Origin of the sequence: Amycolatopsis sp. NPDC058278, from assembly GCF_042881395.1 — a bacterium.
In the GTDB taxonomy this organism is placed as follows: Bacteria; Actinomycetota; Actinomycetes; order Mycobacteriales; family Pseudonocardiaceae; genus Amycolatopsis.
Window position 1 is genome coordinate 71081 of sequence record NZ_JBHVXZ010000021.1, and the last position, 24656, is coordinate 95736.

20 protein-coding genes are annotated in these 24656 nt (G+C 69.6%); 8 read left to right on the forward strand and 12 right to left on the reverse strand.

The window, feature by feature from the left end; all coding sequences use genetic code 11:
* Positions 1–13 precede the first annotated feature (13 nt).
* From ACFVYA_RS13750 to ACFVYA_RS13760, 3 genes are read left to right on the forward strand one after another with little or no spacing between them, the layout of a single operon-like run.
* Positions 14–895 (forward strand): hypothetical protein, encoded by an 882-nt coding sequence (locus ACFVYA_RS13750; protein ID WP_387044945.1) that lies wholly within the window; start codon positions 14–16, stop codon positions 893–895.
* On the forward strand, positions 892–1347 hold the full coding sequence (locus ACFVYA_RS13755) for a TadE/TadG family type IV pilus assembly protein (RefSeq protein WP_387044946.1): 456 nt from the start codon (positions 892–894) through the stop codon (positions 1345–1347). Before ACFVYA_RS13750 ends, ACFVYA_RS13755 begins: the two co-directional genes overlap by 4 nt.
* Positions 1347–1817: a pilus assembly protein TadG-related protein gene (locus ACFVYA_RS13760; protein WP_387044947.1), complete on the forward strand. Its 471-nt coding sequence runs from the start codon at positions 1347–1349 to the stop codon at positions 1815–1817. Before ACFVYA_RS13755 ends, ACFVYA_RS13760 begins: the two co-directional genes overlap by 1 nt.
* Before the next feature lie 154 nt (positions 1818–1971).
* Here the strand turns inward: ACFVYA_RS13760 and ACFVYA_RS13765 are convergent, their stop codons facing one another.
* The 5 genes from ACFVYA_RS13765 to ACFVYA_RS13785 all read right to left on the reverse strand — a co-directional run bounded on the left by ACFVYA_RS13765 (position 1972) and on the right by ACFVYA_RS13785 (position 6782).
* A complete protein-coding gene (locus tag ACFVYA_RS13765) occupies positions 1972–2349 on the reverse strand; it encodes a hypothetical protein (RefSeq protein ID WP_387044948.1) in 378 nt (125 codons plus the stop codon).
* Between the two features lie 126 nt (positions 2350–2475).
* On the reverse strand, positions 2476–3003 hold the full coding sequence (locus tag ACFVYA_RS13770) for a hypothetical protein (protein ID WP_387044950.1): 528 nt from the start codon (positions 3001–3003) through the stop codon (positions 2476–2478).
* Between the two features lie 5 nt (positions 3004–3008).
* On the reverse strand, positions 3009–5195 hold the full coding sequence (locus ACFVYA_RS13775) for a hypothetical protein (RefSeq protein ID WP_387044951.1): 2187 nt from the start codon (positions 5193–5195) through the stop codon (positions 3009–3011).
* A gap of 185 nt (positions 5196–5380) precedes the next feature.
* Positions 5381–5695, reverse strand: a complete 315-nt coding sequence (locus ACFVYA_RS13780) for a helix-turn-helix domain-containing protein (RefSeq protein WP_387044952.1) — start codon at positions 5693–5695, stop codon at positions 5381–5383.
* A gap of 13 nt (positions 5696–5708) precedes the next feature.
* A complete protein-coding gene (locus ACFVYA_RS13785) occupies positions 5709–6782 on the reverse strand; it encodes a tyrosine-type recombinase/integrase (protein ID WP_387044954.1) in 1074 nt (357 codons plus the stop codon).
* A 196-nt stretch (positions 6783–6978) separates the two neighbouring features.
* Here ACFVYA_RS13785 and ACFVYA_RS13790 point away from each other — a divergent pair, with 196 nt between their 5' ends.
* The 5 genes from ACFVYA_RS13790 to ACFVYA_RS13810 all read left to right on the forward strand — a co-directional run bounded on the left by ACFVYA_RS13790 (position 6979) and on the right by ACFVYA_RS13810 (position 14512).
* Positions 6979–7389: a hypothetical protein gene (locus ACFVYA_RS13790; protein WP_387044955.1), complete on the forward strand. Its 411-nt coding sequence runs from the start codon at positions 6979–6981 to the stop codon at positions 7387–7389.
* A gap of 84 nt (positions 7390–7473) precedes the next feature.
* The gene (locus tag ACFVYA_RS13795) at positions 7474–9960 is read left to right on the forward strand and encodes a transcriptional regulator (protein WP_387044956.1); all 2487 of its coding nucleotides are present in this window, start codon (positions 7474–7476) and stop codon (positions 9958–9960) included.
* Positions 9961–11131: 1171 nt separating this feature from the next.
* Positions 11132–11929 (forward strand): AAA family ATPase, encoded by a 798-nt coding sequence (locus ACFVYA_RS13800; protein ID WP_387044958.1) that lies wholly within the window; start codon positions 11132–11134, stop codon positions 11927–11929.
* Between the two features lie 39 nt (positions 11930–11968).
* Positions 11969–13744, forward strand: coding sequence for a vWA domain-containing protein (locus tag ACFVYA_RS13805; protein WP_387044959.1), 1776 nt, complete (start codon positions 11969–11971; stop codon positions 13742–13744).
* 72 nt (positions 13745–13816) lie between these two features.
* The gene (locus tag ACFVYA_RS13810; protein WP_387044960.1) at positions 13817–14512 is read left to right on the forward strand and encodes a hypothetical protein; all 696 of its coding nucleotides are present in this window, start codon (positions 13817–13819) and stop codon (positions 14510–14512) included.
* Positions 14513–14584: 72 nt separating this feature from the next.
* Here ACFVYA_RS13810 and ACFVYA_RS13815 read toward each other — a convergent pair whose 3' ends face one another.
* The 7 genes from ACFVYA_RS13815 to ACFVYA_RS13845 all read right to left on the reverse strand — a co-directional run bounded on the left by ACFVYA_RS13815 (position 14585) and on the right by ACFVYA_RS13845 (position 24559).
* Positions 14585–15217 carry a hypothetical protein gene (locus ACFVYA_RS13815; protein ID WP_387044961.1) on the reverse strand — a complete coding sequence of 211 codons (633 nt, stop codon included), beginning with the start codon at positions 15215–15217 and terminating at the stop codon, positions 14585–14587.
* A gap of 180 nt (positions 15218–15397) precedes the next feature.
* A complete protein-coding gene (locus ACFVYA_RS13820) occupies positions 15398–16360 on the reverse strand; it encodes a C40 family peptidase (protein WP_387044962.1) in 963 nt (320 codons plus the stop codon).
* Between the two features lie 18 nt (positions 16361–16378).
* Complete coding sequence (locus tag ACFVYA_RS13825) at positions 16379–17458, reverse strand: replication-relaxation family protein (RefSeq protein WP_387044963.1); 1080 nt, start codon at positions 17456–17458, stop codon at positions 16379–16381.
* Positions 17459–17478: 20 nt separating this feature from the next.
* Positions 17479–19971 (reverse strand): type IV secretory system conjugative DNA transfer family protein, encoded by a 2493-nt coding sequence (locus tag ACFVYA_RS13830; RefSeq protein ID WP_387044964.1) that lies wholly within the window; start codon positions 19969–19971, stop codon positions 17479–17481.
* The gene (locus tag ACFVYA_RS13835; protein WP_387044965.1) at positions 19968–21806 is read right to left on the reverse strand and encodes a VirB4 family type IV secretion system protein; all 1839 of its coding nucleotides are present in this window, start codon (positions 21804–21806) and stop codon (positions 19968–19970) included. Before ACFVYA_RS13835 ends, ACFVYA_RS13830 begins: the two co-directional genes overlap by 4 nt.
* On the reverse strand, positions 21803–22846 hold the full coding sequence (locus tag ACFVYA_RS13840) for a PrgI family protein (protein WP_387044966.1): 1044 nt from the start codon (positions 22844–22846) through the stop codon (positions 21803–21805). Before ACFVYA_RS13840 ends, ACFVYA_RS13835 begins: the two co-directional genes overlap by 4 nt.
* A 12-nt stretch (positions 22847–22858) precedes the next feature.
* Positions 22859–24559, reverse strand: coding sequence for a hypothetical protein (locus ACFVYA_RS13845; protein ID WP_387044967.1), 1701 nt, complete (start codon positions 24557–24559; stop codon positions 22859–22861).
* Positions 24560–24656 lie beyond the last annotated feature (97 nt).

The window sequence follows — 24656 nt, forward strand, 5'->3', positions numbered from 1 at the left end:
AAGGGGAGAAGCCGTGTCATTGCTGGAGAAGTCAGACCCGGTGACCATCGGAAATTTCGTCGACGGTCCCGACACCATGCTGTGGAATCCGGCCCTCACAACGAAACGTTGGCGCGCGGAGGTGTTTCGTGCCTTCCTCCGGCGAGCCTTCTCGATCCGCTGCGTAGCCGGGCTGCTCGCCTTCGCTCTCGTGCTGGGCTTCGACGTCGCCGAGAGCCTCACAGGCGCGCTGACGATCGGCGGTGGCATCGCGCTCGCGCTGAGCGGGTTGGCGGATGCGGTCATCACCGCGGCCTCCCTGGCCACCGATCACCAGCACAAGCCCGGACAGCGCTGCCGACTGGAGCGATCGCCTGGCGAATTTTTCCTCCGAAGCCATGACTTCGCCGACCTGGACGAGGCAGCTAGCCAGACCGCCGGGCTCCTGGTTGACCTCACCGGCGAACTGCACGACACATCGGCCCGCGACTGGCTCGACCCGGAGCTGTCCGGCCGAGTCCACCAGATCGTCTGGGATGCACTGACCCGCCTGTCCCGGACCGGCGCTGCTCGCCGGCACGCCGCACGGCTCGCCGTGACCCAGGGAGAGAGCGACCTCGCGGCCACGATCATGGCAGCGATTGCCGAGTTCGACGCGCTGCTCGGCGAGCTGGTCTTTCACCTGCAAGGGTGCGTCACGCTCACACGAGAATGGGAAGCCAAACTTCGGCATGCCGAGCTGCTCAAGCGCACGACCACCGTCTGCTCCGAGCTGGAGGCGGCGTCCGTCCGCCCGGTGGTCGTAGATGCTGTGGAGCTGCCGTGCTCCGTTTTTGCCTACGTCACCGCGGCCCGCGACCTGACCGAAGCCGGCCCGTTCCCGTGGGAACGATCACCGGCGGAGCCGGTCCGGTGACCGCCACGCCCCGCCCGGTGATGGGCTGGTGGCGTGCCGAGCGCGGGTCGGTGACCGCCGAGGCCGTCCTGATCGCGCCGGTCCTGGTCATGCTGCTGGTGTTCATCGCTGTGGTCGTCCACCGCGGCGTCGACGCGCGACTGCGCCTCGACGACGCCGCACACCAGTCCGCGCGCGCCGCGAGCCTGCAGCGCACTCCCGCGGCCGCCACCGCCGCTGCGGAAGCGACCGCCAGATCGGCCTTGGTCGACGCCGGGCTGGTCTGCCGCGACGCCGCGGTCAGCACGACGACCTCGTCGAGCCCGGGGCGCACCGTCATCGTCAGCGTCCGCTGCACCGTCGATTTCGGCCAGGCGTTCGTCCTCGGCGTCCCAGGCAGCCGGACGCTCAGCGCCACGGCCACCGAGGTCATCGACACCTACCGCTCCCAGCCAACCGCCGGAGGCGCGTGATGAACGCCCGCTGCGCGGCGTGGTGGCGAGCCGAGAAAGGTCAGGTATCGGCGTTCGTCGTCGTGCTGGTGCTCGGGCTCCTCGCCTTGGTCGGCCTGGGACTCGACGGCGGCCTCGCACTCGCCGCAAAGGTGCGAGCCACCGGCCAGGCCGAGTCCGCCGCTCGCGCCGGCGCGCAAGCGATCGACCTCGCCGCCTACCGGGCCACCGGCGCGCTGCGGCTGGTGCCCACAGAAGCCGACGGCCTCGTCCGCCGCTACCTCGCCAGCGTTGGTGCCACCGGCACGGTGACGGCCACGGCCGACACCGTGACCGTGACCGTCACGACCAGCCAGCGCACTCAGCTGCTGTCGCTCATCGGCATCCCGTCGATCGACGCCCATGGCAGCGGCGCGGCCCATCCCCAGCGCGGCGTCGCCGAGGTTTCCCGTGAGTTCGCGAATTCTGAAGTGCAGACTGGGGTGAACTGACGTGTATGCCTTCGCTTTCAAGGTACCTCGGCTCGTGGGTTCGCGAACCGAGGTGTCGGGGCGGGTAGTGTTGCCGTTGTGCTGCTCTACCTTGTGTGAGGCAGCGCGGCCATCTGCGAGGCGTTGGTCCGAACGTACGACCAGGCAGCAGACGTTATGCGTCGAGGTATGCGTACTTGCTGTCACCGGGCTCGAGATGTACTTGACCGTCCCTGACGTGCAGCTGGGTCATGGTCATCTGCTCGTCGCTGACGATAAACAGGCCTCGGATCAGGGGTTTGGACCCGGACGCGGCGAGGGGGGCCAGCTGGCGCAACTGGTTCACGAACCAGTTGATGCCGTCGGGTTCGACGTGCAGGCCGTAGAACGCGTACCAGTGCCCGGTGTTCTGCTGATGAGGGAATCGCCAGCCGAAGTTGTCCCACTCGTTGACGACTTCCTCTTCGACAAAGTCTCTGACGAGCGCGATGTCATCCCGGGCACCTTCAAGCCACCCTCTGATGTTGACAAGCGCCGCGTTCGTTGCTGCCATCGCGGTGTTCCCTCCTCTTGCACTCTGAGCCGGAGTCAGACCCGCGGACGTCGGGCTGTACGTCATTGTCCTCGTCTGGCTGTTCACATCGTCTCGCGGGGTTATCGGCAGTCGGGTGGAGGTCGCCTACTGCTCGGCTTGCGATGGCCAGATGTCGGGCAGGTCCAACTCCTGACGTGCAGCAACCAAGAACCTGCGGTGAGCCTTCCAGAGCTCGTCGAAGAGCTCTGTTGGAATGTCCTGTTCGGTGTGCGTAGCACGTGCCGCGGCGATGCGGCGAGTGCGATCGATGAGTTCCTTGGCCGCATCTGCGGTCTCTCGTTGCGCCGATACGAGCCTGACTGTCATGATCGCAGCTTCGAACTTCTCGCGATATGGCCGGCCGACCTCATCGAAGTACGGCATCATTTCATCCGGCTTGCGAGGACTGGGAGAAGCAAATATTCGAGCGTCTTGGTCGAGCGCGAACGCAAGGTACTGCCGATATGCGGAGAGGAACTCGTTGTAGGCAGACAGTCGGATGTCGCGCCATTGCCGGGCGTGGTCTCGTCGCCACAACCGCTCTTGGTTGCGGGTGCTGAGCCAGCCACCAAGCAGCACGCCCATCAGCGTGAGGAACGACGTAGTCGCGCTCGTTGCGAAGTTCATCGACACCGCCCTTATCTTGTCGTTGCAGCACTTTTGAGGATGCACGCGAAGTCAAGAGGCGCCAGGAGCTTTGCCGCCGCAGCGGTCGCGGTTAGCGCGCGGTGCTCAGGTCTGCGTGTTCTGGTCGGTGGCGGCGGTGTAGCGCTCGGCGCCGCCGACGGACAGGTCGAACAGGTCGCAGAGTCGGCGTATGTCGCCGCCAGTGGCGTGGACTTCGTGCAGGATGCGGTCCTCCCGCAGAGCTTGGGTAGACAGGCCCAGGCGGTGCGCCAGCCATTCGATCTGGACCGGGCCGACGTGGTTGGCGCTGCGGTAGTGGATGAACAGGTGTGGGTTCGCTGTGGCGGGCCAGCGGGCGGCACGGTAGTCGAGGTAGACGCGCAGGCGGGCGCGCACCGGGTGGGCCAGCGGGATGCTGCGGTCGCCCAGATGCAAACGCCCATCGTAGACATCAGTGACCTGCAGGTCGCGCAGCTGTCCGGACGCCAGGGCGTGGAAGGCCACCAGCGCGGCGAGCGCGGCGCGGGTGGGATCGCCGTCGGCCAGGGCTTCACGGATGCGGTCGACTGGGGCGGGCAACGGAATACGTCCGGTGTGTCGACGACGGGGATGCCTGTGGTCGGGTTGACGAAGACACGCTTGTGAACCTTGAGCAGCCGGAAGACCGACCGCAGCCCCTGGAGCATGGTGTGTCGGGGCGTGCCGGAGGCGGGCAGCACTGCGAGCACCTGATCTCGGGTGATTTCCCGCAGGTGCTCGTGTCCGGCCTCGGCCCAGGCGTGCAGGGCGGGCAGTGCCCACCGCAGCTTGGACTGGACCGTCCGTGGAGCGCGGGGTTTGCTGCGGGGTGGGCTGGTGTGGCCGCGTCGCATGACGTCGAACCAGAGCTGCAGGTCGGTCACGATGGCAACGGGCAGCTTGGCGGTTTTGGCGGCGAACCACCGTTCGATGGTGGGGACGCGGTCGTCGTGGAGGTACCCGACCGCGGCCAGGACGTCGAGGATCGGGCGCACCGGAACACGCAAGCTGGACAGGGCAATGACATCGGTGGCGTTGATGGCTGCGCCGGAGGTGTCCTGCAACCCGAGCAGGATGTGCAATCCCATCCGGGTGCGGGTGGTGACCTTCCCGTCCCAGCCGTGGCGGGCCGCGTGCTCGGTGACGCACGTGTCCAAATAGGTCACCAAGTCGGGATCGGCGGGTTGGGGGAAACCGTGCTCCCGGCCGGCGCGGAGGTCTCGGGGGAGATCGAAACCGGCCAGCTGCTGGTGGCGCGCCGGGTGGCGAGGCGGAATCGGGTGCGCGACGAGCAGGCGACGCCGTTGGGATGCGGCGGCTCGGGCGGCACGGACGCCGAGCCCGGAGAACATGTCGGCGAAATACAGCTGGTGTCCCCAGCGCCGGACGTGCTCGGCAAGTTCTTCTCGCGCGATGTCCGGCAGCCAGAGCGGCTGCTTGCGGCAGAGCCGGCAGATGCCGTCGTCGTTGATATGACGGCTTTGTCGGCACATTCCGCAGGTTTCGAGGTGGGGATGGTTGCGACGCCAGGCGCGGCAGCCCTCGCACAGCCAGTTGTTGCCCCGGCGGGTGCCCCAGGCGTGGCAGTCCGGACAAGAGTCCACCGTCAGCGGCGAGAACCGGTAGCAGCGGACACACAACCCGGCGGTGTAGTAGTCGGTGGGCGTGCCGCATTTGCTGCACGGCGGCGGTGTCACCGGGCTGCCGGGCTGGCATGGATAGCAGTACTCGGCCTGGTGGTGCTTGACCGGCCGCTGCCCGCAGCGGGTGCAGGGCCGCGGGGTCGTGGTGGTGTTCGGACGCAGGGCGTCGAAGATCGTCCATTGCCGCATTTCCGGCGGACGGGTTCCGGTGGCGCCGAACCGTGCGGTCGGACCGGGTCGCTGGCGAGGCGGACCGGGGAGGGTGGCTTTTCCTCTCCGGCTGCGAAACAGGTCGGCGAAGAACAGCTGATGCCCGTTCTCGACCGCGGCAGTGATGTCGTCGATGCCGAGCAAGTCGGCCTGCCGCCAGCACAGCCGGCACGCGCGCAGCACCGGGTCGACCGCCACACGCCGGCCGCACGTGAGGCAGTCGCCGACCGCGCGGCGCTGCCGCCAGCCGCGGCAGCCGTGACACAGCCACTTGTGTGTGCGGGTTGCGCCCCAGGCGTAGCAGTCATCGCACGAGTCGATGGTCAACGGCGAGAACCGGTGGCAGCGGGTGCACAAGCCCGCGCTGTAGTAGTTCTCGGTCGTTCCGCAGCGCTGACACGGCGGCGGGGTCACGGGGCCGCCGGGCTGGCAGGTGTAGCAGTAGTCGGATTGGCGATGTTTGACCGGCCGCACGCTGCACACGCGGCAGGTCCGCGGCCACGGTCGCTTGGTCACGCCGGCGGCACCGACCGGTGCCGCCCCAACCGCGGTGTCACGACCGCGCCGCCGGTCGCCTCCACCTTTTTGGTCGGCTTGCGTGCCGCGACCTTCTCAGGCTCGCACAGCAACAGGTCGGTCGGCTCGCATGCCAGCACCGCGCAGATCACGTCTAGGTCGTCGAGCCGGATGGTGGTCGGGGTGCCGGTCCACAGTGCCGACATCTTGCCCGCGCTGATCTCCAGCCCGGCGTCGGCCAACCGGCGACGCATCTCCGTGGACTTCCAGATCCCCGCCTCAGCCGCTTTCATCCGCAGATTCCACCGCATCGCAACACCTCCCTTACTGCCCGAGCCGGGACGCCACTCGCTGATTTGCCGTTTCCCACGCGTGCTCAACGTGGTTGGCATGGACGTGGATGTACCGAGTCGTCGTCGAAAGCCACTCGTGACCGAGAATCTCCTGTATAGCCTTGAGATCCATCCCGCGCATGTACAACGAGGACGCGCAGTAGTGCCGCAACCCGTGTGGTGTCAGCCGACCGGTCCACGAGGGAAGCCACCTGCTGACCGCTCCGGCCAGCCCGGAGCGCAACGCGTCGTCGCCGACTCGCGTGCACAAGCCGGTGTCCCGATCGTGGCGCTCGCTGGGCAGCAGCGGGGCATCCGGGTCCGCCCAGTCCGGCCCGAACTGGTGGCGCACGTCGGTCAACCACCACTCCAGCAACGCGTCGACCTCGTTGATCGCCGGCACCAGGCGGGGCTTGTGGCCACGGCCACGGCTGCCCTTGCCGAACCGCACATGCACCTTGCCGTGCTCGCCCAAGTCAGGTCGCCAGTCACGGATGTCGAGCATCAGCGACTCGGTGATCCGCAAGCCCGCCCGGCGCCACAACGAAGCCGCCATGTAGTCCCGCGCGGCGGGCAGGAACTTTCGGGCCTCGGGCAGCGCGTCGCGCCACGCGGTGAACAGGGTTTCGACTTCCTCCTGCGAAGGCGGTATCCGTGCGGCTATGTAAGCCGGCTTCGAGGGCCGGTTGAACTCATCGACAGGCTGTTCAAGCACGTGCCCCGTCAAGGCGTGGATGTCGCCCTGGTAGCGCGCGACCAGGAAGTCGAAGAACGCGGCCAACGTGCCGGCCTTGGCGTACACAGTGGACGCCGCCCGGCCCCGCCTGCGCTGATCAGCCAGGAACCGATCGACATCATCCGGTCGTGTAGTCCACACCGGACGGCTCATGGAGCGCACGAACTCGAACACCACCGACCGATACGACCCCACGACGCCATCGGTCACTCCAGCACCGACCTGCGCGAGGGCGAACTGATCCACCAGCTCCTGCTCGAAGTCCTCGAACTCCTGAGCGGTGCGCAACGGCCGCGCGGATCCCAACGACCGCACCTCAGCCAGTGTCACGAGTACCCCTGTTCATCGGGAGACGGGATCTGTCAAGAACATCGGCATCTCGTCAGGAATCTCGACCCTCGATCGGAATCTCCACGCGATCGAGTGACCCCCGTTCCACCAGGCCAAGGGCCGGACCTGGGACTGAGCTCGCCGAGCAAACCCGCGGCATTTCATGCACTGGAGCCCTGACCAACGAAGGAGGACCATGATGATCACGACCGACGAGATCGAGAGGCGCGTCGAGAAGGTCGACGCGGAGAAGAGCGTGAGGAGGACCGCGGCGGCGCGCGAGGTCGGAGAACTCGCGCATCGTCGCACCACACTCGTCGAGCAGCTGGCGGACGTCGAGCGCCGGCTCGGAGCTGTCATCGCGGCCGCCGCCGACGTAATCGGTACCGACGAGCTGGCCGAGTTCACCGACGTTCCGGCTGCCGACCTCACCAGCTGGTTGACAGCCGGCAAGCCTCGCGCCCGGCGCGGACGGCCGCCCGGTAGCCGCCGCCCGAAGCCGGAAATCCGGCCTGAGACCTCGCTGGCGCCCGCACCGGCGGAACCTCGACCGGGGCCGCCGTCGGCGGGTGTGCGGCCCTCGGTGGTCCAGGGCGAGCGACGCTGAGCTGTGCCTATAGAACGGCAGACCGGACGGCGGCGACCTCGTCGTGCGCTCGTGCTTGGCGCAGGGCGGCTGCTGCATGCCGGTGTGGCGCTCGCGCTGCTGTCCGGGTTGTGTGCCGGGCTGCCGGGGGCGTTGGTGCGGTTCGTCGGCTGGCCCCTTCCAGATCACCTGCCCACCATGGCGGAGCTCGGCGAGGTGCTGACGGCTCGGCTGTCGACAAGTCTGCTGCTCGACGTGCTCGCGTGCGGCGCGTGGCTGCTGTGGGCTGCATTCCTCGTCGAGCTCGCCCGGTGCGCACGCGACCTCGTCCTCACCGTCGGCCGGCCGGACTCAGCCTGGCATGGCAGCCCGCTCCGCCGGGTCGCGGCGGTGCTCATCACGACCGTTGTCGTGTCGTTCGTCAGCCGCACCGCCCTCGCCGCCTCCGGCGGAGGCAGCATGATGCAGACCGGTATGAGCTCGTCGGTCACTACTCCATCGGACGTCGACGGCCGCCCTGAGGACATCGAGCTGGTGCGTCCGCCCCACGACGGTGTCCACGATTCGCTGTACCGGATCGCGCAACGCCGCCTCGGCGACGGCAACCGCTGGCCAGAGATCTGGCGCCTGAACGCCAAGAGCACCCAGACCGGCGGTCGCACGCTTACCTCACCCAACCTGATCCACCCCGGCGACCGGATCCGCCTACCGCCGACGGCCAGGCCCGTAGAGCCCACACCACCGCAGCGACAGTCGCCATCAGCGCAGCCCGCGGCTAGCTCCGCGCCGAGCCCGGCGGCACCTCCCGCCGCTGCGCCGAGCCCCGGCCCGTCGTGGGAGCCCGGCGTGTACGTGGGCCTTGGGCTGGCGGGCGCGATCAGTGCGGCGCTGCTGATCGCCCGACGACGTCACCGTGCCGGCTACCGGCCCGGCAGCGGCCGGCGCGGTGACGACCTGCCCGTTGCCCCGGTCGTCTACCAGCTACACCTGGCACACCAGCACGCTCAAACCAGGCTCGACGAGTTCGATGTCGCCGAGGCAGAAGCGGACGGCGACCTTCCCGAGCCGGATACGCGGCTCAAGCTGGGTGATCCTGCAGACGAGGCGGCCGCGGAACTGGCGTTGGACCTCGCAGCCACGCACGGCCTCGGTCTCATCGGCCCCGGCAGCCACGCCGCGGCCCGCGCGCTGCTGCTCACGACCATGACCTCCATCCGCCACTGCGAGGTCGTCGCGCCCGCCGCGGACCTGCGTGGCTTGCTCGGCGTCCCGGAGACCGGCGCCGAACTACCGTCCTGCGTCCACGCCGTCGACGACCTCGCTGCCGCGCTCGCGCGCCTCGGTGACCAGGGACCGCCTCAGAACTTGCGGCGAATTCTCTTGGCCGATGCGCCGGCAGGCGAACTCGATCGCGCCCGGCTGCAGCACGCCCTCGCCGACGGCGCGAGCACAACCGTGCTGCTGCTCGGCCAGTGGCATCCGGGTGTCACGGTCTATGTGGACGCCGCGGGCACGATCACCGCAACGTCGCCCGGTCCGGGTGAGGTGCTGCGCGGCCGGCGAGCCTTCTCCCTTCCCGAATCCGCGACCCGCGAGCTGTTCGCCCTCTTCGACGCTGCACACGGCGCTCAGGCCGAGCACCTCGAACCTGCTCTCGAGCCCACCCACGGGTTGGAGATCGCAGACCCGCCGTGTCTTGGTCAAGCAGAAGCGCAGGCCGAGCCGGTCACGGAACTGACCGTCGACACCGAGCACGACGCGTCCACGTCGCTGGTGCTGTCGGTGTTCGGGCAGCCGACGTTGAGGTGGCGACCGGACGTCACGTGCCCCAGCCACACCGTCGAAATCACCGGCAGGCTGTCAGCGCGGCTGTGGGAGCTGCTGCTCTACCTTGCCCTGCACCCGCACGGAGTTCCGCGGGCCGCGATCATCGACAGCATATGGGCCAGCCGCCCAGCGCAGGACCCGGCCGCCGTTCTGCGCACCGTCCTGTCCCGCCTCCGCAGCACCCTCCACAAAGCCACGTCCCCGGACATCGGCGACCTCGTGGTCGCGCAGCACGGCAGGTATCGGCTCGAGCCGTCCATCGTCGAAGTCGACTACTGGTCTTTCGCCGACGCCCTCACTCGACGCCGAATCACGACCGACAACCAGCAGCGCGCGGCGGCCAACGCCGCGATCGTCGCCAGTTACGGCGGCGAGCTGGCGGCCGGCGTCGAGGCCGAGTGGCTCACCGCGCTTCGGGAAGGAATACGCCGCGACGCCCTCGACGCCGTCGCCGCCCTCGCTCGCGACCGGGTTCACAGCGATCCCGAGTCCACACTGGAGCTGCTCGAATCGGCGCGAGACTTCGACCCGCACAACGAGCTGCTCTACCGGGACATCATGCGACTCGAACACAACCTCGGCCAGCACGACGCGATAGCCAGAACGCTTCGCCTGCTGGAAGCACGCCTCGCCGAGATAGACGAAAAACCGACTCCCGCGACAATCGAGCTCGCCGAGCGTCTCCGAGGACTCCACGTCGACATCGCCGATCCGGAAAGCAAAAGGCATGCCCGGTACGGTGAAAATACCTCGGCGCAGAAATAGCTGATCAGCCGCGACGGATGTTAGTGTCGACCTACTGATCATGTCGCGCAGAAAAGTCTCCTGGTGTTCTCGTTCGAAGTTGCTGTCATCAGTGGCGTAGCCATTGGCGTCGTACTGTGCGGAATATGGACGGGCACGGCGCCTCACCGCTACCTCAGGAGACTGTTTCACGGACGCCCGTCCAGTTGGGACGCGGACCTTTGCCTGTCCGCCGGCCGCCGGGGGTTCCTGTGTACCCACCGATCGCCCTGGCGCTCCGTAGGGCGTCTAAGGCGGATCCTCCGTGGGCGCGCATATGTGCAGGTCAGAACCTTCATGCGGGGATCCGCGAGTATCCCAGACTCGCTTGACGACAAGCAGGTGAGAACATCAGGCTGGCATCGTCGGTCACGGCTCCTGTGTTCACGCTCCAGTCGATCCAGTCTGATGGTCAGCTCGCCTCGTGTTCATAGCTGTTGTTCACTCTATCTTATTGCAGAAGAAATCCACATTTTCTTCCTTGTCTTGCGGCTCCCGCCGGCCGCTTCTCGTTCGCTGACCTGCGTAAACGTCTGGGCGAAATTGTCTGGAATTATTTTATGTGCAGGAATGCGTCACCCGAATGAGGTGATGAAAAGTATTGTGCGCGGCTGGTTTGTCGAGCTACTTTTGGTGTGTCGCCGGAATTGGAAACCGGATTCTGAAATCGCCCGATGTTGGCTGCGACAACTACCAGTCACCCGCCACGTCTGAAAGGGACACCGCGATGACCACGCCCACACCGCCCGCTGCGGGACCGACCACCTCGGCGGGTGCGACAGCGACCCGGCTCCGCAACGGCGAACTTCGTGCGATGGTCGCCAAAGTCCTCGCAGACGACCCCGCGACCGCTCACACCCCGGGCAGCATCGCGAGCGCCCTGAACCGGTCATCGGGCGCGGTCGGGAACGCGTGCCGCGCGTTGACGGACCGGGGGCAAGCCGAAGTCGTCACGATGGCGCCGGTGACCTATCGGGCCACCGCGACCACGGCATCCGCTGCCGCGCCCGCCGTCACCCCAGGCTCGTCACCTGCACCCCGCCCGCGACGGCCGAAACGCGCCAGCACAGCGCCCGACGCGCCCGTGCCCACACCGGCCCCATCCGCAGCGGGCAGCACCACAACGCGACCGGCGCGCAAAGTCACCGGGCCGGTGAAACGTCCGAACGGGATGGATTACCACCCCCGGTTGCTGTCCGGCATGCCGGACGTGACCGCGCTGCAGCGGCTGCGCGACGCAGGGGTGGCTGCCCTGCTGTACGGCCCGCCCGGCACCGGGAAGACCTCGGTGGTGGAGGCGGCGTTCAACGACTGCCTCACGGTTCAGGGCGACGGCGACACCGTGGTCGCCGACCTCGTGGGCGACTACACGAAAACTCCCGACGGTGACTTCGTGTTCGTTCACGGTCCGCTGGTCCGTGCGATGCGCGCCGGGGTGCCGCTGTTCATCGACGACGCGACCCTGATCCCGCCGACCGTGCTCGCCGTGGTCTATCCCGCGATGGACGGGCGCCGCGAAATCATCGTCAAGGCCAACGGCGGCGAAGTCGTCACGGCCGCCCCGGGGTTCTACGTCGTCGCCGGGCACAACCCCGGCGTGCACGGGGCCATCCTCACCGATGCGCTGTCTTCCCGGTTCTCCGTGCACATCCAGGTCTCCAGCGACTACGCCCTCGCCGAACAGCTCGGGGTCGACAAGAAGGCCGTGAGGGTGGCGCGCAACCTGGCGACCCGGCAGGAGAAGGGCGAGATCGGGTGGGCTCCGCAGCTGCGTGAGTTGCTGGCGTTCAAGAAGCTGGCCGACGCGTGGGACCTCGACGCCGCCGCCGGGAACCTGGTCGGGATCGCGCCGGAAGAGGATCGCGTCACCGTCGCCGCCGTGGTGCGCGACGTCTTCGGCAAGACCGTCACCCCACTCGCCCTGGGCGCCCGCATCACCACCAAACCCTGAACTCGCCGCACCGCGTACCGTCGCGAAGGGACCCATGCCATGAGCGCCCACTTCACCGCCGACCCGGCCGCTACCGGTGTCGCCGTGTTCCCCGCCCGCCCGGAATGGCTGACCTTGTCCGCCGCGTTCGCCGACGAGGTTCCGGTGATCGCCGACCGCGACGACCTCGTGGTCAGCGTCGCCCCCGGCGCGGGTGGCGGTGCCCCGGCCTGCTTCTACCCGCACCGGGCGCTGATCGAGGTCGACGGCGACCACCTCGGCGTGGACCCCGCCACCGTGTACCCCGCCAACCTGTCCGACCGGGCCCGCTACGCCCCGGCCTGGGGTGCCCTGACCCATGAGTGTGGCCACGCCAAACACACCGCGTGGGAACCCCCGGACGGCGCCCCGCCCGCCGTGGTCGCCGCCGCCGTGCTGCTGGAAGAGCCCCGGATGGAAGCGGCGCACATCCGCCGCCGCCCGGACGACCGGCACTGGCTCCGGGCGTGCGTGCAGGGCATCGTCGCCACCGACCTGCACCTGTACGCCGACCCCGCGACGGCCCCGAAGATGACTCCGGCCGACGCCGCGCACACCGCCGCGCTCCTGCTGGGACGGGCCGACGGCGGCGTGCTGAGCCACGCCGAGGTCTACCCCGTTGCCCGGGTCGTCGAGGACGTGCTCGGCACGGAAGTCCTCGGCAAGCTGCGGGCGGTGTGGCGGAAGGCGCTGCTGGCCGCCGACGACGCGGGCGAGGAGATGCTCGACCTCGGGCGGCAGTGGTGCGAGATTCTCGGTACCGATCCCGCGAGTTCGGCCTCGACCTCGCCGGCCTCGCCCACCACCTCGGACCCGTCGGGCAGCTCGCCCGGTCCGGGTGCGCCTGCGTCCCCGTCACCGTTGGCGGATGCCATCGCCGCTGTGCTGGGCGAGGTGGCGGCGAAAGTCGCCGCCGAGAAGGCACCCGAAGACCCGGCCGCCGTGGCCGCCGCAGCTAAAGAAAGCGAAGACGCCGCCGAGATGGAAGCGGCGACAGCGGCGCGGCAGGTGTTCAAGACCGGCGGCTCCCGCAGCGGCAACACCAGGACGACGGGCACCCGGCCGCCCACACCGCAGGAATGCACGGCCGCGCGGGTCCTCGCGCGGGCGCTGGACACCGCCGGAACCCGGGAACGGGTCGCCGTCCGCTCCACCTCGCAGGTACCGCCGGGACGCCTCCGGATGCGCGGCGTGCGTGCTGCCGAAGCCCAGCAGGCGGCAGGGGCCGTGGTGACCGCCGAGCCGTTCACCCGCACCATCCGCACGCCGGTGACCGTGCCGCCGCTGCGGGTCGGGATTGCGTGCGACGTGTCCGGTTCGATGGGCTGGGCGCGCGCTCATGTGGCCTCGGCGGCCTGGATCCTGGCTAACGCCGCCCGGCACACCCGGGTGGCCGCCGATACCGCGAGCGTGATCTTCGGGAACCACGTGCGCCCGCTGACTCACCCGGGCAAGCCGCCCGCCGAGGTCACCGAGTTCCGCTCCAACGACGACTACGAGGACATTCCTCGCGCGCTCGACGCCCTCGACGGTGCCCTCGGTTTGTCCCGTCCCGGCGCGGCCCGGCTGGTGGTCATCGTGTCCGACGGGAAGTACTGCCCTGACCCCCGCCGCGACGGTCAGAAGAAGCTCGACCGCCTGCGCGCGTCCGGGTGCGCGGTGCTGTGGCTGACCACCGGCACCACCGACACCCCGCTCGCCGGGGCCACCGTCCACGTCCTGACCGACCCCACCACGGCCGCCCGCGCCATCGGCCACGCCGCCACCACGGCATTGCGCGCGACCGCTCGCCGGTAGGCCCGTCGGGCACTGCACCTGCGCATCTCGACTACTGCTGACCACCGAACATCACCGGAAAGGCGAACCGACATGGCTACCCGCGAAGAGCGAATCATCGGCGGACTACTCGATTTGACATCCGAGCTGGCCGGGTCGTGGGGCCTGGTGACCTACGTACGCAACTACGGCTACATGACCAGCTTGTACGGCCGCATGGTGCTCCTCGGCCCAGCAGGCGATGCCCTTCGCATCGATCCGGTCAGGAACCGACGGCCATGGGCCTACACCATCCAACCCGTCCTGCCGTATGACGAGGACGAATTCACAACCGGATGGGTCGAGCCTGCCGGGTACATCCACCACCCTCGTCTGAAGTACCCGCCGGGCTGGTTCATGCCCAGGGATTATCGCCCACGCCCGTTGGTCGTGGAGACTCGCACGCCGATCAAGGAAGTGGCCGACCGCCTCGAAGAGGACGTGCTTCCCACTTATCGATACTGGGCCGACCGCATCCGGGCACGCAACACCCGACGCCGTAAGCGACTGGCGCAAGAACGCGCAGCCGCGCTCGACCTGGCGCACGAGTTCGGCGGGCCAGTGCGTCTCGTGCCCGGGCCGCCGAGTGTCACCTCGTGTCGACTCGACGACGGGCAATCGCGTATCCAGTTGGACACTCGTTCGCCGTACGTGGAGATGTCGTTCTTCGTCCCTTGTGATCACGCTGCCGTGATCGCACCAGAGTTAGCTCGATTGCTGGGTTTCGCGCCGCAGCAGGCGACAGAGTGATCTCCCTGTCGGGTCTCACAACCAAGGGGCGGATCGCCGCGATGGCGATCCGCCCCCTTGGTTGTGCTGTGGTCAGCTGGAAGTGAAGCGCTTCGGTGCCTCGCACGTTTTCGTTGCCAGGCCGTTGGCGACGAGCTTCTCCAGGGCGTTGTTCACTGCACCGCTGGACCGGACCAGCTCCGCGCCGATCTTGGCGGGTCCGAGTTCCTCGCCGGGATGCGCCTGCAGGAATCCCAGCACCATGTCGTACAGCGCACCCTTGGGCAGCCGTTCCTTCTTCGGCGCCTCCGCCGTTGCGTCTCCTGACGTTGCCCGGGGCCAGTCAGTACTGACGTCGGGGTCCGGCGCGGGCGAAGGATCGCCCACTCGCACGCCAGTTTCAGCGGTGAGATCCTCCGTGCCCTGATCTGCCGTGTTGGCAGCCGCTTCGTCGGTCGTTCCGGCTTCGGCGGTCTCGTCGTTCTGGTCGTCGTCGCGCAACGTCCACGTGACGGGGACCGACTGGTCTTTGCCCGCCATCCGGGTCACCAGTCCCTCCGCGGCCCAGCGGGACAGGAGCTTCGACGCCGTAGAGCGTCCGACTCCGGCCGCGCTGGCCAGGGCCGCGGTCGTCGCGCCAGGGTTGGCTTCCAGCGCGCGCCGTACCTTCGGTTCCGCGGTTTCGGGCTGGGTGTCGGTCGCTGGGGTTTTCTTGGTTTCGGGCATGACAAGCTCCGTTTCGGGAGAAGCGGTGGATGGTCATGCCCCGGCCGGGGCGTTCGCCCGCCGGTGCGCATTCCGGTGGTTCGGGCTACATGTCCATGGACGCTCCGTGCACCGCTTCATGTCAAGCATTCGTCCAAACAAGACATATGTATCGTCCGGAAGTGCTTGCCCATTTCAGTTTCAGTGCTGCGTGGTCGGTCTGGTTGCGCCGATGTAGTCGTCACCAGGGTGACGGTAGGGCTCCACTTTCACTGCCTGCCCGAAGTCGGGGGCGTCGATCATGTTGCCGCCGCCGATGTACAGCCCGACGTGGTGGACGCGCCCAGTGGTCGCGTAGAAGACGAGGTCGCCGGGCAGGAGCGGCGCGCCGGCGGACACGCGCGGTCCGGCGGCGTACTGCTCGCGTGAGGTCCGCGGCAACGCGATGCCGGCAGCGCCGTAGGCGGCTCGGGTCAGGCCGCTGCAGTCGAAGCCGGCGTCACCGTCCTCGGGGCCGTTGCCGCCCCAGACGTAGGGCAGCCCCCGTTGCCCGCAGGCGTAGTTGATGGCGGTGAGCGCGGCGGACGTCGGCGCGGTGATGGTTGCGCAGTCCCCGCCTCCGGTGTGCTCGCAGGTGACTCCCGCGACTGCGGCCACGATGGCTTCGGCGTCGGTCTGGTGCTGGCCGTAGGCGTCTGGTGTCCCGGAGTGCTGGACGGTCTGGGCGGCGTCGTTGAGGCTCATCTGCTGCCACCCGGGGACGGCCTGCAGATGCCGGTAGAACTGCGTAGCCGCGTAGGTGGGGTCCATGATCTGCGCAGGTGTGCCCCAGCCTTGGGACGGGCGTTGCTGGAAGAGGCCGAGGCTGTCCCGGTCGCCGTGGTCGAGGTTGCGCAGTGTGGATTCCTGGATGGCGACGGCGATCGCGATGACCCACCCGGGCTCGGGGACCTGCAGCTGTTTGCCGACCGAGGTGATGATCGCCGCGTTGGCGAGCTGGTCGGCTCCGTAGCCAGGCACTCCGTCGGAGTTTGTGCCGCTGGGTGTGCAGGTCGTGCTTCCGGTGCCGGTGAGCGAGTTGACGACGGCTTGCGGCACGGCGCCGAGCAGCACCGGGAGCATCGCGAGCACGGCGGCGACGCCGACCGCGATCTTCGATCCCATGACGAACTCCTCGTGTGATCAGGCTCCGGGCCGACGAGTTCGGCTGGGTGTGGCGTCCGGCGGTACTGGAGACGGCGGCGGCAGCCGGTAGGCGACGGCTTGGCCGGACGTCGGGCCGGTCGCGTCGTCGAGGCCGGAGGACGCTGTCGGCGCGAGGGCCGGCCAGGCATGCGTCAGCTCGCTGAGCCGGTGCCGCGGCGAGGTAGCCCGGTTCGATGACCTCGCGTGGAGCGGGAGCCAGACCTCGTCGGCCGGGCTCGGGCACGCCGTGCTCGGATCGAGGAGGTCGGCGGCCGCGGTGGCGACGGGGACGTCGGCGCTCTGGTCGAGGTCGGCGTGGATACGGGCGAGCGCGGTGCGGGCGCCGGCTTCGCGGCGGCTGGTCGGTAGCCAGAACAGGACCGGGGTCGCGATGCCGGTGGAGTCGGCGAGCCGGGCGTAGGCGAGCAGCTTGCGGGCGAGCTTGGTCAGCGACTCGCTGCCGGTGTCGTATTCGAGGAAGAACTCGAGCTCGCCGGTGGTGCTGTGCCAGCGGCCGTAGGCGTCGGGGATGACGAGGTCGCCGAAATGGCGGGCGCAGCGGGCCTCCGACCACCAGGCCGTGACCCCTTCACCATCTCGACCAGGGTCGCGGCGTCGGCTGCGTGCGATGAGGGAGGTGAAGAAGTCGCCGACGCCGACGGTGTGGGCGAGGCGCTGGTTGTGGGCGATCGCCATCGCGCGGTCGTGCCGGTAGCCGAGGTCCTTGACCTCCAAGCCGTGCTCGGCGGCCAGCACGGCGGCGCCGACGGGCCCGAGGACGTAGTGCATCGGCGCCGAGCCGACCTGCCGAAACGGCTGGAAGCGGCTGACCGCCCGCCAGAGGTACAGCTCGCGCAGACGCTGGCGGGTCGAGCGACTGGAGGGAAACGCGGCGTCCTGAATCTGGGTCGACGTCAGGACGCGGTGCTCGAAGAGCAGGGCCAGCAGCCATTTGTCCCGGGCGGTGAGGCGAGTCGCGAGCGCCGCCTGGTGCTCGACGGAGCCGGCCGCGCGTGCGGCCACCCGGCCGGGGAGATGCTGGCGAAGCTGGTGCTGGCGTGTCGTCGTGGTGATCAAGGGATCCTCCGAACGGGATGTCAGAGCTGGGCGCGGCGCGGGTCGGTCTTGCGGTCTCGCGTCGGCCGGCTCGGCGGAGCCGCGGCGCCGGCGGGCCTCGACGGCGAAGGCCTGCTCTGGTGGAGGGCAGCGCGGATCTCCTTGGCCCGGCCAGGGACGGCGGGGCGCATCGGGGTGGTGGTCATGGTGAACGGCTCGGTCTCGGCGCCGTGGGCGACGAGCCGGGCGGCGACGTGGTAGACGCCGAGGTGCGCGAGGTCGTGTTCGGACAGCCGCGGCGCGGTGTGGCGGGCGAGTTCGCGGGCGTCCTCGGGTGAGGCGTTGAAGAAGATCTTCGAGCGGGCGTTGGTGGAGATGCCTTCCTTGAGTTCGCGGGGGAGCTGGCCGAGGTGCTGGTGGGCGAGGGTCATGGCCAGCCGGAAGCCGCGGGCTTCGGCGAGCATGTCCTCGATCGGGTAGGGCAGGTTGAGGAAGTTGTGGCACTCGTCGATGACCAGGGACGCGTCGGGCCGGTCGCGTTGCGGGACGCGGGCGCGGCCGGTGGTGGCCTGCCAGGTCCGGGCGACGACCAGTGAGCCGACGAGCCTTGTCGTCTCGTCCCCGAGCGAACCTTTCGGGATCCGGACCAAGCAGATGCCGCCCTCGTTCAGGATCTGGTTCATGGCGACGGTGGAGCGGCCGCCGGCGATCGCGTCTTTGACGAACGGCCGCAGCAGGAAGGCGCGGAGTTTGTTCATCAGCGGGGAGATGACCTGGCTGCGGCTGGAGTCGGTGAGCTCGTCGTACCACTCCCAAAACCCGGCCAGCACCGGGTCGGGCAAGCCCGCGGTGACCCGGGCGCGGAAGGCTTCGCTGGTCAGCAGCTTGGGGAGGTCGGCGAGGGTGGGGACGCCGTCTTGGGCGCGCAGGGTGAGGCAGGCGGCGCGCATGAGGTCGTCGGTGCGCGGGCCCCAGAACGCGGAGTAGACGCGGCGGAAGACGGAGACGAGGTTGTCGACCTCGCGGTCGGTCTCCCCGCCCTCCAGGGGGTTGAGGCAGGGCGGGCGTTGCTGGGAGTCGGCATCGAAGAGCACGACCCGCTCGGCGGCCTGGGCTGGTAGTCGCGAGAGGACGTCGGTGACGAGATCGCCCTTCGGGTCGATCAGCACGACTCCGCGGCCGGCGTCCGCGTCGTCGAGGATCAGATTCCCGAGCAGTGTCGACTTCCCCGACCCGGTAGCGCCGAGCACGTGCAGGTGATGACGGGCATCCGGCACGCGCAACCCGATCGGCCGGGCGTGGCCGGTGTCGGCGACGCCGAGCGGTTTGACCTCGGGGCCGGGGACGGCGATGCCCGGCGGCGGGGCGACGGCTTTGGCGCCGGCCCGCTCGATGCCGGGGATCTCCGCGTCGACCGGCAGGTGCGCGATCGCCGCGAGCTCGGGGACGGAGAGCAGGTCGCCGCGGTCGAGGCGTCGAGAGGCGAGCGCTTGGGCGGGGTGGTGGAGGCGGGTTCGGGTGTAGTGATTGTGTTCCGTGTAGGCGGCGAAGCTGGCGGCCAGGGCGTGGGCGCGGCCACGCGCAGTGTCCCGAGCCCGCCGCACCTCGGCGTCGGGGGCATCGGGTGGCAGGTGGGTGGTGACGGCGTAGCGGACGACGGTCTCGTACTGGGAGCCGCGCTGCTTGCCGACGATGGCCCGGTTCTGCGCGGAGTACTCCAGCGACAACTGCGGATCCTGACTGATCCGGCGGCCATCGCGCGTCCGCCCGGGCCGGGTCGCCGCCCCACCGGGCGTGATCAGATCCAAGATGCGACCGCCGAGCCGGCCGGACGCGCCGGTATGTACTCGCCGGGCGGCACGCCGAGCCCGGCCCACCCGCCGGCCGGTCACCGGCCGGGCGAGGACCTGCACGCTGGCGTACTCGTCGCGGCCGAGGCCGACCGGCGCGCCCAGCAACCCACGGATCGGGTCGGCGTCGAACCCGGTCCGGATCGGCAGAGCCTCGGTACGAGCGAGCCTCAGCTGGCCGCCCACCGTGACGGCCCGTACGTCTTTGGGCTCGGGTAGCGGTGCGTCGGCGGGGACGGCGCGGGTGTGCGTGCCCGGCCACGCGGCTTCGATCGCGCGCTCGACCAGTCCCGGCGGGATCACGCCCGGAACCCACAACCGCAGGGTGACGCCGCGCTCGGAGAACCGGTACTCCCAGGCGAGGTGCGGCTGACCGCTCAACCATCGCCGCCAGCTCGGCCGCAGCAGACCGACGAGGTTGGCCCACAGGAGCGCACCGCCAGCGGGATCGACGGTGGGCGGCGCGAGCACGGTGACGCACCGCGCGTCGGCGAGCAGCGCGGCATGGCACCGGGCTCGCCACCAACGCCGACCGACGGACAGGCCCGCGGCAACGATGGCCAACACCGGAAGAGCGATCGGACCCCAGCGCACCGCCACCTCGAGGACGTCCGCGAGCAGCTGGTGCACCGCGCTCCACGGATCGGTCAGGTAGCCGCCGATCCATCCCTGGTTCCGGATCACGAGTCGACCTCCGTGCCGGCCGGGCCGAGGTCGACGACGTCGTCCACCGCGGGGTCGCCGAAGTCCTGAGCGATCTCGGCGAGTTCGGCGGGATCGGTGGTGACGAGGACGTTCTCGGTCGGTGAGGCGAGTGCCTGGAAGGCGACCCACTCGGTGCCGGAGCCGAGCAGGCCTTGGCCGCGGTCGGCGGTGAGCAGGAACTGGCGCTGGCCTTCGGAGAGGTTGAACGTCGCCGCGATCTGGTCGATCGCCTGCGGGGACTGGCGCAGCAGCACGCTGGTGGCGGCGTTGGCGACGATCGCCCGGCCGAGTTCGCTGTGCAGGACGTCGTCGATGTCCTGGGTGGCGACGGTGAGCCCGGCCCAGTGCTTGCGGAAGGTTTTGGACATCCGGTAGAGGAACTTCGCCCCGTCGGTGGACTGCATCAGCAGCCACGCCTCGTCGACGACCACCAGTCGCCGGCGCCGGTCGGCCGGGTTGGACACGCGCCGCCAGATCGCGTCGAGGGTCAGCAGCGTGCCGATTGCCTTGAGCTCGTCGGGCAGATCCCGCAGGGAGAACACGACGAGGTGGCCGTCGGGCGCGGTGGTGGTCGGGCCGGAGAAGAGGTCGGCGAAGGCGCCGTCGACGAACGGGTGCAGTCGTGCCGCGAGGTCTCCGGCCGTGCAGTCGCCGCCAGCCGCCAGGACGTCCCGCAGGTCCCGCATCAACGGCGCTGGCCGCGTCCAGGTGCGGGGGTCGGTGGTGATGCCGGCGTTCGCGTAGGTCATCGTGAGTGCGGTGTCGAGGACTGCGCGTTCACCGGCGGTCAGCTCGGCGCCAAGGCACACCGCGAGCACGGTCTGCAGAAACAGCGCCCGCCGGGTCAACGCGTCCGGCGGCGCGGTCCGGCGTCCGGCCGCGGTGATGTGGATGGGCAGGTCGAAGGGGTTGAGCCGGACGCCTCCGCCGCCGAGGTGGACATAGGCGCCGCCGACCTGCGCGGCGAGCCGGGCGTATTCGTCTTCGGGGTCGATGACGAACGCCTGGATGCCCCGGTAGAGGCTGCGCAGGGTTTCCAGCTTGACCAAGTAGGACTTGCCGGAGCCGGATCGGCCGAGGACGACGGCGTTGTGGTTGTCGCAGGCGAACCGGTCCCAGTGCACAAGCCCTTGGGAGCCGACGTTGTAGCCGTAGAGCACGCCACTCGGCGAGGTCGACGTCGGATCGACGGCGGGCAGGTCCGGTGATGTGAAGGGAAACGCGGCGGACGCGGCAGCGGTGTCGAACGTCCTCTTCAGACCGAGCGAGTCCAGCCCGAGCGGCAATGTGGTGACCCAGCCTTGCAGCGAGCGGTACGTGGCCGGTTTGGCGTCCAGCAGCAGCGATGCACACAGCGACCGCAGCGCCGACACCTCCTCGGCCAGCGTCTCCTCGTCGGGTGCGTGGATGGTCAGGTAGAGGCCGAACTTGAACAGCCGGCCTTCACCGCGGGCGATCCGCCGGGACAGGTCGGCGGCGTCGTCGGCGGCCGCGTCGAGATCGGGGTCGTCGAGCTGGTCGTGCCGGGCGTGGTGGCGCCGCGAGGACTCCAGCCGGGCCCGCTGCTTTTTCAACCCGCTGGCGGCGGTGACCGGGTCGACCGGCTGGACGTGCACGGAGACATCGAGCCGCGCCGGGTAAGTCAGCAGCGGCGCCAGCCAGCCCGGATAGACCTCCTGCGGGTAACCGGTGACCCCGAACGAGGCCACCCATTCGTTGCCGACTTCGAGGTGACGGCTGCCGATCGACAACGCGTCCGGCGTGAACGCCTCGGCCGCCGACCTGCGGTACTGAGTCTTGGACACTGCGGTCACCGGGCTTCGTCGTCGTAGAGGTCGGCGCTCGGCACGGCGGTGACGATGTCGCCGGCGCCCGCGAGCATCGCGGAGGGCGGGAGGAAGGCGTCGGGGTTGCAAGCGGCGGCCAGCACCCCAGTGGCGGTCGTAGCGTCCAGCGCGGTGACGGCGATGCCGGCCGCGGTGAGCAGCTCGACCGCCTCGGTGAGTCGCCGGACGAGCCGCTGCTCGGCGACCTGACGCGCCGCCTGATCGATCGCGCGGGGTGTCGGGTCGCGTCGGAGACGTCCCAGCGCCGAGCTGACGCTGCCACCAACGGCCGGACGGGTGGGTTCGCGCAGGACGAGCAGGACTTGGCGGCGCAGGAGGTCAGCGTGCTCGGTGAGCTGGACGAGATAGTCCGCGTGGTCGTGCGCGGCGGCTTCGAGCGCGGGGTGGGGGAGCCCGCCGGCGCGGGCGCGCAGCTCGGCGATCTGCGGGCCGAGGTCAAGCCGCTCGGCCCGGACCAGGAACTGCACGGGCGCGGTCAGCGAGTGCAGGTAGCGCGCGAACGAGCCGACGAGGGCTTCCTGCTCGGCGGGCGTGCGCAGCGAGAAGTTGACCGTCGAGCAGGCGGCGATCACCGCCAGGCCATCAGGGCCCAGATCCACGACGCCCGCGACCGTCCCGCCGTCGACGCCCCGGGCGGGGAGTTCCAGCGGCGTCGGCGCCACGTCATCCCGCGAACGGCTGCTGGCGAGCCATTCCGGAACCGGCTGCACGCCTTCGGGAGCTGACACCTGATGGCGCGGGGTGAACCGCTGCCGGACCGCGGCCACGAGGAGGCGATCGAGCGGGATACCGTCGCGGCGGCCGAGCGCGACCACCGTGACCGCCAACCCGACTGGCACCGCGAAGACCAGGAACAGCGGCAGCGGGACGACGCCGCGGGTGGCGTTGTAGAGGGCGTAGAGCAGTAAGCCGGTGACGCCGAGGATCGCCAGCTGCCGGGCCGTCAGCGGACCGAGCACGCGGTCGGGCCGGTCGACGTCGGCGGGAATGCGCACGGGATGAGACATGACGTCGCGACCTCACTTCGACTTCGGGCGGCGCCGCCGTGGCGGCAGGCTCAGCGGCAACGGCAGCTGCGTGCCGGCCGGTTTCCGCGTCGGCGCTGGTGGCGTGGGCGGAGTGGGTTTCGGCTGGCGGCGGAGGCCCAGCGGGAGCGGGTACTGCCCGGACGCGAGCGGCCGGTTGCCGCTGAACGCGTCGGGCGTAGGGCGTCGGCGAGCGCGGGCCGCGCGGTTGATCTGCCCGGACGGCGTGATCAAGCCAGGCCCGGTCTGCGGCGACCGATTGGTCCGGCCGGGGTCAGTGAGGTCGTCGGCGAGGCTGCGCCGAGCAGACCGCACAGGCTGTGGCGGCAGGTGGATCGGCAGCATGCCCGGGCTCGGTGGGATCAGCGCGTTCGGCAGCTTCGTGGGCGGGCGGGAGTTGCGGTTGATCCGCCCATCGGGCATCAACAGCCCTGGTTGACGCGGCGGCCGAACAGGTACTGGGTGCGCGAGGTCGTCGGCGAGGGGGCGACGCGGAACGCGATCGGGCTCGCGGCGCACGGTCATCGGCAACCCGAGCTGGTCGGCCGGTAGCGCGTTCGGCAAGTCCTTCGGCGGCAACGCGCGTGGGTTGGCACGCAGAGCCGGTTTGCCGTCGCGCGTGTGCGAGGTGAGCAGCGACAGCTGGCCGGGAACCGGCGTCCCGTCCAGCGCACCAGTCCGCGGTGGTTCGTCCCAGCGGCGGCGCAAGCTGTGCACAGGGGTGTTGGTGCGTCGCAGTCGCATGGGCAGCATGAACTGACCTGACCGGGTCGCCGGCGGATCAAGTGGTGCGCTCGGCCTGCCGGCGCGTGGGCGTCCAGCTGCGCGAGCACCACTTGCGGCGCCGGCGAGCAGCCCCATCGTCTTGTAGGCGATCACACCGCGCGCGATCCGGCCCAGCAACGAGGGACGGCCGGAGCGCAACGGGGCGAGGAACCAGAACGGGATCTTGATCAGCACGTACATCAGCGCGATGCAGAGCAGCAGATTCATCAGCGACGAAAGCGACGGCCCGAAGAGGGTGAACCCGCCCGGTGCGAAGAACACCCGCACGGTGACCACGAGCGTCAACGACTGACCGACCTGGATGAACAGCACCCCGCCGCTGCCTTTCCACCAGAGGTAGGCGATGCCTTCGGTGTGGGGGAGGGCGTGGAACATCAACGCGATCGGCGCGGCGGCCACCAGCAGGATCGTCACCATCACCCGCACAACGAAGACGACCAGCAAGACCAGGAGCATCGTCACCAGGACCAGCCCGAGAATCCCTAGGAAGATGCCGCCGCCGTGCAGGGAGCTCTGCACCATCGTGATCAAGCTGCGCGTCATCTGCGCCGGATCGACGCCCTCGCCGAGCACCGCGGCCGACAACGCGTTGGCGACCTGGATGCCCTTGGTGAACAGGAACAGCGAGAGCGTGCCGGCGAGAAACCCGACAACGAGCCGGGGCGCGAGTTCTTTAATGGTGTATCGGGCCTGCAGCGTCTGGTAGCCCATGATGATCAGCCCGGCCAGCAGGACGAGGATCACGTAGGCGGTAAGCAGGATGTGCCACGACCCGACCCACACGGCGCCGAGGCCGGGCAGCTGATCCGGTTCCGGCGTCGTCAGCAGTGTCTTGCCAAGCAGGTCCAGCAGCGGGTTCATCCCGGCAGCGACGACCGCGGCGAGCAACGCGCTCGCGGCGACGACCATGCAGCCAGTGAGGTCGGTCAGGCCGCATTCCGCAGCGTCACCGCCGGCGCCGTCCGGGACCTGGGCCGGCGGTGGCGTACTCGGCACGAGCGTGGAC

Excerpts from the sequence above, each read along its gene's own strand:
- ACFVYA_RS13760 (WP_387044947.1), top strand. The coding sequence starts at position 1,347 with ATGAACGCCCGCTGCGCGGCGTGGTGGCGAGCCGAGAAAGGTCAGGTA.
- ACFVYA_RS13765 (WP_387044948.1), bottom strand. The coding sequence starts at position 2,349 with ATGGCAGCAACGAACGCGGCGCTTGTCAACATCAGAGGGTGGCTTGAA.
- ACFVYA_RS13780 (WP_387044952.1), bottom strand. The coding sequence starts at position 5,695 with ATGCGGTGGAATCTGCGGATGAAAGCGGCTGAGGCGGGGATCTGGAAG.
- ACFVYA_RS13790 (WP_387044955.1), top strand. The coding sequence starts at position 6,979 with ATGATGATCACGACCGACGAGATCGAGAGGCGCGTCGAGAAGGTCGAC.
- ACFVYA_RS13805 (WP_387044959.1), top strand. The coding sequence starts at position 11,969 with ATGAGCGCCCACTTCACCGCCGACCCGGCCGCTACCGGTGTCGCCGTG.
- ACFVYA_RS13810 (WP_387044960.1), top strand. The coding sequence starts at position 13,817 with ATGGCTACCCGCGAAGAGCGAATCATCGGCGGACTACTCGATTTGACA.
- ACFVYA_RS13815 (WP_387044961.1), bottom strand. The coding sequence starts at position 15,217 with ATGCCCGAAACCAAGAAAACCCCAGCGACCGACACCCAGCCCGAAACC.
- ACFVYA_RS13820 (WP_387044962.1), bottom strand. The coding sequence starts at position 16,360 with ATGGGATCGAAGATCGCGGTCGGCGTCGCCGCCGTGCTCGCGATGCTC.
- ACFVYA_RS13840 (WP_387044966.1), bottom strand. The coding sequence starts at position 22,846 with ATGTCTCATCCCGTGCGCATTCCCGCCGACGTCGACCGGCCCGACCGC.
- ACFVYA_RS13845 (WP_387044967.1), bottom strand. The coding sequence starts at position 24,559 with ATGGTCGTCGCCGCGAGCGCGTTGCTCGCCGCGGTCGTCGCTGCCGGG.